Here is an 11,077-nt window from a genome sequence, read left to right as displayed (position 1 = left end):
ACGGCTTATTGACGGGACAGGGCCCGGGTGATGCCGGTGACGATGGTCGTGACCAGGATCCAGCCCGCCAGCACCAGGCCGTAGGCGACCCACTGGGCGCCGCCGACCGGCTGGAACGCCTTCTCCTGGCCGAAGTCGATCAACGGGAACAGCAGGTCCAGGGCGTACACCACGGCGTTGAACACGGGCCCCTTGCCCGCCTCGGCAGGCGGCGGGCGGTCGAGCGCGAACACCGTCGCCCCCACGACCAGCAGCGCGACGAACCAGGCGGCGGCGCGCAGCGGCCGGAAGCCATAGCCGACCGTGACGTCCTGCAGCACGCCCCATGCGCGGGCGGGCCTGCGGAGCGTGGCGCGCCGCCGCCGCTGCTTGGCCAGCAGGACCGTGCGGGCGTCCTCGTCGTGCCCGAGCCGCCGATAGGTGTTGGCCAGTTGCTCGTACGGCTGCGGCACGTACTCGTCCGAGCCGTCTTCCAGCCAGGCCAGCCGCCGGGCGGCGGGCAGCGTGGGATCCAGTGCCTCGTACGTCAGGCCGTCCTGCAGACGCGGCGACCAGGTGGCGGGGTCGTCGCGCAGCACCCCGATGCGGGCGTGCCGCAGGTCGACGGTGCCTTCGGGGGCCGACTTCGGGCGTAGGTACAGCTCACTCGCCTCCAACTGCCAGGCCGCCAGCGCCCGGCCGCCGGGGTTGGCGAGTGTGGCGTCGTTGAAGTACACGTGCCGGCGGACCTGGGTGCCGATCAGCGTGATCTCGCCGTCGGAGGTGAAGCCATGCCCGCAGAACAGCCCGCTGCCGATGGTCGCCGCGGCCGCGTCCAGCGTTTTGCCGCCGGGGGTGTTGCTCAGGCGGGCGCCGCTGAAGTCGGCGATCGTGCCGATGGTGGCGTCGACCAGCCGTACCACGCCCGCGGACCGGAACCCGTCGACGCAGGCCAGCGCGCCGCCGATGGAGATGCCGTCGGCGTCCAGCGCCACCTTGCCCGGGGCGGAGAGGTCGGCGCCGGCCAGGCGCAGAGATCCGGTGACGCGGGCCTGGGACAGGTCGACCCGGCCGCGTGCCGTGAGCCCGCGCGCCTCGATCGTGCCCTCGACCTGGATCTCCTCTGCCTGGAGCGCGTCGCCGCCGGGGTTGTCCAGGCGGGCGCCGGTCAGGTTGAGCTCGCGGTCGACGCGGGAGTCCGCCAGCCGTACCGTGCCGTTGGCGGAGAAGGTCCCGCCCAGGTAGAGGCCGCCTTCGGCGGTGATCCGCGAGCCGCGGAAGGCCATCTCACCCGGGTGGTCGATGGTGGTGCCGGTCAGGGCGAAGGGCCCGGTGACGCGGGCGTTGCGCAGGCTGATCATCCCGGTGACCGTCATGCACCGGCAGAACACGTTGCCGTCGGCGACGAGGCCGTCCAGCGTCAGAGCGTGCCGGTCGGTCGCGGTCAGCCGGGCGTCGTCCATGATCAACGTACCGCCGACCTTGACGTTGGACAGCCGCACGTGGCCCTCGGCCCGCAGCTCGATGGCGGCGATCCCGCGGTCGGCCTGGAGCCGGTCGCAGTCGATCGCGAGCCCCGGCGCCCGCACCTGGGCGTGGTCAAGCGTGAGGCTGCCCGCGATGTGGGCGCCGCGCAGCTCCACCCGCCCCGTGAACAGGCAGCTCTCCAGCCTCAGGTGGCCGCCGATCTGGGCGTTCGACGCCGACAGGCCGGGCAGCCGGGACCGGGTGAAGCTCAGCTGCTGGCAGCGGGCCCAGTACAGGCGCGGCACCTGCTCGAAGTCGCAGGAGAGGAACCGCGCCGGGTGGCCGATGGTGGCGTGGGTCAGGTCCAGGAGTTCGGTGACGCGGGCGCCCTTGAGGCGCAGGGCCGGTAACCGCGCCGATTCCTCCCACTGGGCGGGTACCCGCACTGATTCCTCCCGCAGGGCGGGTGACCGCGCTGATTCCTCCCACCTGGCCGGTAACCGCGCTGATTCCTCCCGCAGGAGGAGCTCAGTGATCACTCCGGCGCGGACCGTCCGCTCCGCGCCCCAGCTCGCGCCGGTCGCCGGGTCGTCCTCGTCCGGTTTCCCGGTGCGGAAGTCGACCAGCTCGCCCCGGGGGAACGCCTCCCACACCCGGCGCTCGGCCGCGGACAGCTCCTCGACGCGCATGGCTGAATTCTGCCGCACGCCCAACGGCCGCCGATCATTTGACGCCGATCGACATCTCCACCTCTGAGCCGGTGCATGCGGTCGCTCCGGCGGGCGGGCTCAGGGCCGCCACCTTCCCGATCCAGTCGCGACCATTCCGGTCGCCGGCCTTCTCCACAGCCGCCTTTCCCGCGTCGAGCGGCCAGCCGCGCGCGCCCGCGGGCAAGCCGACGAGCTGCTCCGGCGCGATGTACGAAGGGGTGCCCATGATCTGACTGGTCGCCGTGGCCGTGGTGTCCGCCTCACGAGCGATGCCGAAATCGATGACGCGCGGCGCCGCAAGAAAGCCGACTCGACGAATGAGACAAATAGTAGAAAAGTTAACATTAAGGCGATTTCCTCTTAGCGGTCCGTTGGATTACGGGTGGCCTTCTCAAACACCATCTCCCCGGACGTAGCCTGGCCGGCCCGCATTCAGCACCGTCCGCGACCTGGCGTTTCGCCACGCCGAGGCCTCGAGCGGCTGCTGCTGTGACATGAAATGTCACGGTCCACTGAAAAGGACGGTAAAAACACAGGCTTGCGGACGAAGATCGCCATGCCTACGATCTGGAGGTAATTAATTCCTTTACAGGAAAGAGATATCACATGCCCGAAAAGTCCAACCTGGAACACCTGCGGCGAGTCGCGGCCCTCGCCGCCGCTACTGCGGCCGCGGCCGCAGCGCTCACTGTCGGCGCGGCCGCGGCTTCGGCCGACACCGGTTCTAGCGCGCTGGGCGCGGCGCTCGACCGCGTGGCCAGCGACGACGCCGTCTACACGCCGGCGCGCTGGTTCAATAGCTGATCCCAGGGCAACCGAGTTCCGGCTGCGCGGCGTCTTGCAGTCCAAGCCGCGCAGCCTTCTCCCTGCGAAAATACAGGGTAAGGATGGTTTAAGTGAGAGAACTCCCCCTGATCAGCCTTAACTCGATGGTGAGCCTAGGTACCAAGGTCAGTGAGTGGCCGACGAAGGATGTCGTCGACGCGGCCCTGGCGGATCCGCAGTGGCGGCCAAAACCATTCGTCGAATTCGTTCTCAAAGTTCACAGCAGGTGCAACCTCTCGTGTGACTATTGCTACGTATACGAGATGGCCGATGACAGCTGGAAAGACAACCCGGCCACTATGTCGAAGGACACCGTGGACCAGGCCGCCGCCCGCTTCGGTGAACACATGCGGGCCCACGCCGATGACATACCTGATGCCAAGGTGGTTCTGCACGGCGGCGAGCCGCTCATGGCGGGCCCCGAACTGATCACCTATCTCACTGAGCGCTTCCACGCCGAGACGCCACCTGGCATCGAGCTCGACATCCGTATGACCACGAACGCGGTGCTCCTCACCCCGGACAACCTCCGGCTGATGCGTGAATGTGGAATCCGCGCCTACGTCAGTCTGGACGGAGGCCGGGAAGCGCATGACCGGCACCGCAAGTACGCGAACGGTCGCGGCAGCTACGACGCGACCATCAGCGGCCTCAACGCCCTGCGCACCCCGGAGTATCGCGACCTGTTCTCCGGCCTGCTGTGCACGGTCGACGTGGCCAACGACCCGATCGACGTCTACGAGATGCTCATTGCCCATGAGCCGCCCATGGTCGACTTCCTGCTCCCGCATGGAAACTGGAACCAGCCGCCGCCGGCCTGGGGTGGCGACTCGAATACCACGACGTACGCCGACTGGCTGATCCCGATTTTCGATCGATGGTATGACGCTCCGGTACGTCCGACGTCGATCCGCCTGTTCGACGAGATCATCAACCTCGTCCTGGGCGGGCACAGCCACGCGGAGACCGTGGGACTCGCACCCTTCCAATCGCTCACTATCGACACCAACGGCTCGATCGACTTCTGCCACCAGCTCAAGTCGTCCTTCAATCGAGCCGCGATCAGCGGCCACCATGTGTCACGTGACTCGCTCGACGCGCTCATGCTGCAGCCCGGCTCGGTCGCCCGGCAGATCGGTGCTGACGCGCTCTGCGACACATGCAAGGCCTGCCCGATCAGCAACATCTGCGGCGGTGGACTCTACGCCCACCGCTACAAGGTCGGAACCGGCTATCTCAACCCGTCCGTCTACTGCGCCGACTTGTCCCGTCTTATCGGCCACATCGTCGAGCGTGTGGCCAAGGACGTACTGGAACACAACTAACCCAGCGGCGCCTTCCCGAGCAGGACAGCCCGAAGACCGCGAACACGACGCGGTCTTCGGGCGTTCGGCGAAATTCTTAAGTTCCTCAGGCCCCGCGCGCCCACCGGGCAGAGTCCTCGGTAACCAGGCCGAACCCGTCCGGGTTCACGAACGCACCTGAACACCGACTACTACCCCGACGTCATCAGCGGCTGGAACAGCGGCGACTGCCTGGCCGAGATCACCCGCCGCCTAGGCCGTGTACCGCTTCCCGCTCAACGCCATCCCCGCCTCTGTCTCGCGGGCGGCACGGCGGCGATCGACCACGTGACGCTGCCGTCGGGCATGTCGGCGGGCACCTACGCGCTGCTGCTCGACCTGCCCGACCCGCAGCTGTCGTCCCGGCCCGAATACTCGATCCGGCTGGCCAACGAGAACGTCTGGGAGGCCACCAACGGCTTCAACAGCCTGCTGCCACCGTCCACAGCCGGCGCTCGGCCGTGGACAGCTCCTCGACGCACATGCCTGAATTCTGCCGCGCGCCCAACGGCCGCCGATCATTTGACGCCGATCGACATCTCCACCTCTGTGCCGGTGCACGCGGTCGCTCCGGCGGGCGGGCTCAGGGCCGCCACCTTGCCGATCCAGTCGGGTCCCTTCCGGTAGCCGACCTTCACCGTGAAGCCGGCCTTCTCCACGGCCGCCTTTCCCGCGTCGAGCGGCCAGCCGCGCGCGTCGGGCACGCGGGCGCGGGCCGCGCTCATCACCAGGTCGACCGTGCTCGTGCCCGGCCGTAGGGCGGCGCGCAGGACTTTGCCGGGCGGGCCACCGGTGGAGCAGTCCGGGGTGAGCTTTCCGGGGGCCAGCCCGGCCTGCTGGAGTCTGGACGCCGCGTCCTTCTGCCGCAGCCCGGCCACGACCGGCACCGTCGGGCTGGGTGTCGCGCTGGGGGTGGCCGGACTGGTCCCGGTCAGGCCGGTCGTGGTCAGGTTGGTTGTGGTCAGGTTGGTTGTGGTCAGGTTGGCTGTGTCCAGGCTGGTCGCGCTCGGGCTGGGCGTCGGGGGGTGGGTGGTGACGGTCGCGCCGGTCCGGGTGTCCGCGCTCACCGTCCGCGGGGCCCACGGCCGTACGGCTGCCGCGCCTACGCCGACACCGACCAGCAGGGCGGCGGCCACCGTGAGCGCCACGCGACGCCCCGACCGCGCACCACCGGACGGCCCGGCGGACGGCCCAGTGGACGGCTCAGCGGGTTGCTCGGTAGGCGGATCAATAGGCGGCTCGGCGGACAGGGCGGCGGGTGGGGCGAGGTCGGCGGCGGCCTTGAGGTCGCCCGACCTGCCCCCGAGCAGCGTCAGCAGGAGCTCCTGCGCGGTGGGCCGGGTCGCCGGGTCCTTGGCGAGGCATCGCTCCACCAGGTCGCGCAGCGGCAGCTGGATCGGGGACAGATCGGGCGTATCGTTCAGCACGCGGTTGATCACCGCAGGAATCGAGTCCTGCCCGAACGGCGCCTTCCCCATGGCCGCGAACGCGATCGTCACACCCCAGGCGAACACGTCGGAGGGGGCGCCCGCGGGCAAGCCGGCGAGTTGTTCCGGCGAGATGTACGCGGGCGTGCCCATGATCTGGCTGGTCGCCGTGGCCGTGGTGTCCGCCTCACGGGCGATGCCGAAATCGATGACGCGTGGACCGTCGGGACCGATCAGCACGTTTCCCGGCTTGAAGTCGCGATGCACGATGCCGGCCTGGTGGATGGCGGTCAGGGCGGTGGCGGTCCCGATCGCGAGCCGCTCCAGCGCGCTCCCGATGACCGGACCGTCCTTCGCCACCCGTTCGGCCAAGGAGGGCCCGTCGATGAACTCACTGATCAAGTACGGCTGACCGCCGAGCATCCCGGCGTCCACCACCTGGGCCGTACAGAATCGGGCCACCTGTTTGGCCAGGGCCACCTCGCGCATGAACATGCGCTGCGCCCGCTCGTCGTCCCACGAACCGGCGTTCAGCAGCTTCGCGGCGACACGCTGCCCGGTCGGCCCTTCCGGCCGGTCCGCTTCCGCGAGGTACACCTCGCCCTGGCCGCCTCTGCCGATCCGGCCGATCACCCGATAGACGCCCAGCCGGCGTGGGTCACCCGTACGCAGGGGTTCGATAGCGCGCATCGCTTCCTCCCGTGGAAAGTCACCCCTTATTCGAGTCAGCCCCACACGCGGATTGCGCACGGCACCAGCAGCCGGAATCGGCAAAACCTATATTTCCTACCTGTTGTGTTGACTATAGGCATCTCCCGATCTACGGTGAGAACTGTGACGACCACGGCTCTCACCATCCGAGGTCACGTGGACTTCTGCCGCGTGGCCAGCGCGCTCTGTCCGTCCTTCCGTTGATCGGCCGACATCCCGTCTTCTGGAAGGACCACATCCATGTCAACCCTGCACATCGACCCCGTAGCGGGCCGGATCGGCGCCCAGGTCAGCGGTGTACGGCTCGGCGGCGACCTGCCCGCCGACGTCGTCGCCGAGATCCGCCTCGCGCTGCTCGCCCACAAGGTGCTCTTCTTCCGCGGCCAGGACCACCTGGACGAGGAGCGGCAGGTCGCCTTCGCCCGGCTGCTCGGCGACCTGACCACCGCGCATCCCACCGTGCCCGCCCTCGACGACAACGCGCACATCCTCGACCTCGACTATCGCAAGGGGCACAAGGTCGACCGCTGGCACACCGACGTCACGTTCGTCGACCGGCCGCCGCTCGCCTCGGTCCTGCGGGCCATCACCATTCCCCCGGCGGGCGGCGACACGCTGTGGGCCAACACCGTGGCCGCCTACGAGTACCTGCCCGCCGAGCTGCGTGACCTGCTCGACCGGTTGCGGGCCGTACACACCAACCAGTACGACTACGCGCGCATCGCGACGTCGGAGGATCCCGCGCGGACCCGCGAGTACGCCGAGGTCTTCGCCGCCACCGTCTACGAGACCGAGCACCCGGTGGTGCGCGTACACCCGGAGACGGGCGAGCGGGCCATCCTGCTGGGCGACTTCGCCAAGCGGCTGATCGGACTGTCGGCGCAGACCTCCGCCTCGGTCATCAAGCTGATCCAGGAGCAGGTCACCCAGGTGGAGAACACCGTCCGCTGGCGATGGGCGCCCGGCGACGTGGCCATCTGGGACAACCGCGCCACCCAGCACCGCGTCGTGCACGACTTCGGCGACCAACCGCGCCGCCTGCACCGGGTCACGATCGCGGGCGACGTCCCGGTGGACGTGGACGGACGGACCAGCACGGTGCTGAAGGGGGACGCGGCCGCGTACTCACCTGTCGCGGCCTGACCCCGCGAACGGCCTGTCGTCCAGGGAGACGACTACGCGGCCTGGCCGAGCGAGACCGCCGATCGATCGAGGGGGTGGTCCCGCCCGGCCAGGCCGGGATGGTGGGCGGCCGGGCGTGCATTTCCTATTGGTCGCGGACCGGGATCGGCTCGGCCAGCGCAGCCCGGCTGGGAGGTGCGGGGAAGGGGTCGGCGAAGTATTGGGTCTCGTGCGTCACGAGGCCATCGGTGATCTCCATGACGCTGAGCGAGTGTGTGGGCACGCCGTCATAGGTGATCACACACTCACTCACCCAAACGCCGCCGCCGCCCAGGATCCGGCGGATGGTGAAGTGGCGTTCGGCCGGGTGCCCGCCGCGTTGCGCCTGGATCCTCGCCCGGCCTCTGAAGCGCTCGCCCGACTGCGGGTAGTCCAGGATCGCGTCCGCGGCGTAGATCGAATGCTCGGCGTCGACATCGCCGCGTTCGGAGGCCGCCCAATGCTCCTGGAGCCGAGCCCGGATCTCAGCTTCGGGATCCCTTGCGCTGTTCACTCGTTACACCCCTCGTGACCAGTAGAAATGTCGCTCGGCCCGCACGATAGATGCTACTTGAGGGTTCGCCTGCGGCTCGGGACGGCTCAGGCCAGTTCGTCGGCGAGGGCCCGTTCGATGCGCTGCCAGGTCTCGGCGTGGTACGGCGAGTCCTCCTGTGCCAGGAAGGCGTGTGGGGCGCCCGCCAGGACGACCATCTCGTGCCTGATCCCGTCGGCCCGAAGGCGCTCGGCGATGGCCGTCCGCTGCTCTTCGGTGATCGCGTGGTCGCGGTCGCCGACGATGTACACCAGCTTGCCCTTGATGCCCGGGGTCAGGTCGAGCGTGGGTTCCGGGCTGCTCACCGGGATGTCGGTGCCCGTCAGCCAGCCCGCGTACAGGACCACGGTAATCGGGAAGCCGAGTTGGGTGGCGGCCAGGTAGGCCAGGTGGCCGCCCAGGCTCAGGCCCACCATGCCGACCGCGCCACTCGTGTCGTCGCGGGCCGCGAGGTAGTCGACGGCCGCGCGGGTGTCTTCCAGCACTCCTGTACGGCTCAGCGTCGCTATCAGTTCGAACCCGCGTGCGCGGCCCTCGTCGGTGGCCGGCAGCTCCACGCCCGGGTCGGCGCGATGGTAGTAGTCGGGGGCCAGCACCACGTACCCCATGCCCGCGATCCGGTCCGCGACCGCGCGCACGTCCTCGGTCAGCCCGAACAGCTGGTGGGCCACGATGACGGCCGGATACACGCCGTCCCCGGCGGGGCGGACGAGGTATCCACCCATGGGACCGTCGCTGGTCAGCACCGTGGGATTCACGGTGCCGTGCCGGTGCCTGAGGCGACGTCGGCAAGGGCGGACAGGACGGCTTCGGCCACACCTGTGGCGGAGGCTGGGTTCTGGCCTGTCACCAGGCGGCCGTCGCGGATCACCTGGGGCTGGAAGTCGGGGGCGGGCACGTGGTCGGCGCCCAGTTCGCGCAGGCGGGAGGCGAGCAGGAAAGGAACCACCGAGGTCAGCCCGACGGCCGCCTCCTCGGCATCGGTGAAGGCCGCCACCCGGCGCCCCGCCACCAGCGGCGTGCCGTCGGACAATGTCACGCCGACCAGGGCAGCCGGGCCGTGGCACACGGCGGCGACTACGCCGCCGTTCTCCCAGATGGTACGGGTCAGAGCGGCCATGGCAGGGTTGTCAGGGAAGTCCCACATCGTGCCGTGCCCGCCGGCGAACAGGATCGCGCTGTACCCGGACGGATCAACATCCTCCGGCCGAGGTGTTTTGCCAAGCGACGGCAGGGCGAGGAAGCGTTGCTGGACGGGGTCGTCCAGGTCCACCCCGTCGCGCGGCGGCTCGCCACCGGCGACGCTCACGAGGTCGACCTCGAATCCGGCCTTGGTGAAGAGCTCCCAGGGATGGGCCGCCTCCGGGACGTAGAAACCCGTGTCCCTGCCGGTGTCGCCCAGTGCGGCGTGGCTGGTCAGTGCGATCAGAATGCGTTGGGTCATGGCCCCATGATCGCCCTCGGGGGCCATCGGCCGCCAATAGCCCCATGTGGGTGCATCCATCAGCATTCTGATAGCTGGCCGCTCCGCCCACGACCGTATCCCTGTGACGGTCCGTGGTGGCTAGGGTCCTTCGGGAAGGACACCTGCTCCGGAGGAACGGAAGGATCCAGCGACTTTGGTCGGCCTTGGAGGCTGCCAAAGGTCGATGTGCCGGTGGGCTCGGCTTCTCTAGCGTCGGGATCATGACACTGACCGAGGCGCCGGGCTCACGGCGTGTGCACGAGATCGACGCCGTCCGGGGGTTCGCGCTGGCGGGCATCCTCGTGGCGAACATCGGGTTCTTCGCCGATCCCGGCTACGCCGTGGGGACGGGCATCTTGCCCATCACCGAGGGGCCGGTCGCGTACCTCGTCAGCACGCTGGTGCTGACGAAGTTCTACATCCTGTTCTCCTTCCTGTTCGGCTACTCCTTCACGCTCCAGACGCGCGACGGGGTCAACGTCAAGGCCAGGATGCTGCGGCGCTGCCTCGGTCTCTTCGTGATCGGGGTGCTGCACGGGTTCCTGCTGTGGGTCGGCGACATCCTCACGCTGTACGCCACCCTCGGAGTGATCCTGCTGGCGATGCGCGGCATCTCGCCCAGGAAGGCCGTCGTCACCGGCTGCGTCATCATCGGCGTCATGTCGGTGATCTGGCTGCTGCTGGCCGGGCTGACCCTGCTCGACCCGGCGACGGGCACGGCAGCGGGCACGGCGGCGGTGACCGACGCGGCGGCCGGGGCGCGGGCGGAGGCGCTGGTCACGGGTGGGCCGTTGAGCTTCCTGTCGTTCCAGGTGGAGACGTACCCGGCGCTGGCCGCGATGGTGTGGATCGGGCAGGGGCCGATGGCGATGGCGATGTTCCTGTTCGGGCTGGCGGCGGGCCGGTCAAGGCTGTTCGAGGAGCCGGAGCGCTGGGCCCATCTCGTGCCGCGCGTCCAGTGGTTGGGCTTCGGCGTCGGCCTGCCCGCCGCGGTCTTCTTCACCTGGGCGTCGTCCTCGTCCGGGGACACGCTGGATCTGCTCGCGCTGGCGGTGAACAACGTGGGCTCGGTGCTGCTGACGGCCGCCTACGTGGTCACCCTGCTCCAGGCGTTCAAGCGCTTTCCCGCCGTCATCGGCGTGCTGTCGCCGGCCGGGCGGGTGGCGGCCTCCAACTACATCGGGCAGTCGCTGCTCTGCTGCCTGGTCTTCACCGGCTACGGACTGGCCCTGGCGGGCAAGTTGTCGCCGCTCGCCGTGATGGGCGTGGCCGCGGTGATCTACGCGCTCCTGCTCGGGCTGAGCTGGTGGTGGCTGCGGAGCCATCGTTACGGCCCGATCGAGTACGGCCTTCGCCGCCTCACCGCGGGTCGGGGTTGACACGGATCAGGGCCTGGTCTTCTCTGCAACGAAAAGGGCGGATCCGAGGGGGCACGG

Annotated in this window: 11 protein-coding genes; 5 read left to right on the top strand and 6 right to left on the bottom strand. The window is 69.3% G+C overall.

Going from position 1 to position 11,077, the window contains the following annotated elements; genetic code table 11:
• Positions 1-5 precede the first annotated feature (5 nt).
• Both AB0C30_RS24185 and AB0C30_RS24180 read right to left on the bottom strand, forming a co-directional pair.
• Positions 6-2,135 (bottom strand): hypothetical protein, encoded by a 2,130-nt coding sequence (locus AB0C30_RS24185; RefSeq protein WP_357947902.1) that lies wholly within the window; start codon positions 2,133-2,135, stop codon positions 6-8.
• Between the two features lie 34 nt (positions 2,136-2,169).
• Positions 2,170-2,382 carry a hypothetical protein gene (locus AB0C30_RS24180; RefSeq protein WP_357947899.1) on the bottom strand — a complete coding sequence of 71 codons (213 nt, stop codon included), beginning with the start codon at positions 2,380-2,382 and terminating at the stop codon, positions 2,170-2,172.
• Between the two features lie 380 nt (positions 2,383-2,762).
• Here AB0C30_RS24180 and AB0C30_RS24175 point away from each other — a divergent pair, with 380 nt between their 5' ends.
• The 3 genes from AB0C30_RS24175 (at position 2,763) to AB0C30_RS24165 (ending at position 4,951) form a co-directional block, all read left to right on the top strand.
• Complete coding sequence (locus tag AB0C30_RS24175) at positions 2,763-2,960, top strand: hypothetical protein (protein WP_357947896.1); 198 nt, start codon at positions 2,763-2,765, stop codon at positions 2,958-2,960.
• 92 nt (positions 2,961-3,052) lie between these two features.
• Complete coding sequence (locus AB0C30_RS24170) at positions 3,053-4,306, top strand: FxsB family cyclophane-forming radical SAM/SPASM peptide maturase (protein ID WP_357947893.1); 1,254 nt, start codon at positions 3,053-3,055, stop codon at positions 4,304-4,306.
• 156 nt (positions 4,307-4,462) lie between these two features.
• Complete coding sequence (locus AB0C30_RS24165) at positions 4,463-4,951, top strand: DUF4832 domain-containing protein (protein ID WP_357948148.1); 489 nt, start codon at positions 4,463-4,465, stop codon at positions 4,949-4,951.
• Here AB0C30_RS24165 and AB0C30_RS24160 read toward each other — a convergent pair.
• Positions 4,843-6,441, bottom strand: coding sequence for a protein kinase (locus tag AB0C30_RS24160; protein WP_357947890.1), 1,599 nt, complete (start codon positions 6,439-6,441; stop codon positions 4,843-4,845). The two genes, AB0C30_RS24165 and AB0C30_RS24160, sit on opposite strands and share 109 nt — an antisense overlap.
• Before the next feature lie 261 nt (positions 6,442-6,702).
• Between AB0C30_RS24160 and AB0C30_RS24155 the strand changes: the two genes are divergently transcribed.
• Complete coding sequence (locus AB0C30_RS24155) at positions 6,703-7,605, top strand: TauD/TfdA family dioxygenase (RefSeq protein ID WP_357947888.1); 903 nt, start codon at positions 6,703-6,705, stop codon at positions 7,603-7,605.
• Positions 7,606-7,729: 124 nt separating this feature from the next.
• On the opposite strand, the gene AB0C30_RS24150 is transcribed toward AB0C30_RS24155, so the two are convergent.
• The 3 genes from AB0C30_RS24150 to AB0C30_RS24140 all read right to left on the bottom strand — a co-directional run bounded on the left by AB0C30_RS24150 (position 7,730) and on the right by AB0C30_RS24140 (position 9,620).
• The gene (locus AB0C30_RS24150; protein ID WP_357947886.1) at positions 7,730-8,137 is read right to left on the bottom strand and encodes a nuclear transport factor 2 family protein; all 408 of its coding nucleotides are present in this window, start codon (positions 8,135-8,137) and stop codon (positions 7,730-7,732) included.
• Positions 8,138-8,223: 86 nt separating this feature from the next.
• Entirely contained in the window at positions 8,224-8,934 is a 711-nt protein-coding gene (locus AB0C30_RS24145; protein WP_357947883.1) for a dienelactone hydrolase family protein, read from the bottom strand.
• Positions 8,931-9,620 (bottom strand): type 1 glutamine amidotransferase domain-containing protein, encoded by a 690-nt coding sequence (locus AB0C30_RS24140; protein ID WP_357947880.1) that lies wholly within the window; start codon positions 9,618-9,620, stop codon positions 8,931-8,933. Before AB0C30_RS24140 ends, AB0C30_RS24145 begins: the two co-directional genes overlap by 4 nt.
• Positions 9,621-9,862: 242 nt before the next feature.
• Between AB0C30_RS24140 and AB0C30_RS24135 the strand changes: the two genes are divergently transcribed.
• Positions 9,863-11,020: a DUF418 domain-containing protein gene (locus AB0C30_RS24135; protein ID WP_357947879.1), complete on the top strand. Its 1,158-nt coding sequence runs from the start codon at positions 9,863-9,865 to the stop codon at positions 11,018-11,020.
• The last annotated feature ends 57 nt before the right edge of the window (positions 11,021-11,077 follow it).

This window comes from Nonomuraea sp. NPDC048901 (assembly GCF_040649695.1).
Lineage (GTDB): Bacteria > Actinomycetota > Actinomycetes > Streptosporangiales > Streptosporangiaceae > Nonomuraea.
The sequence above is the reverse complement of the archived record's forward strand: the minus strand, read 5'-3'. Positions and strand labels throughout refer to the sequence as shown.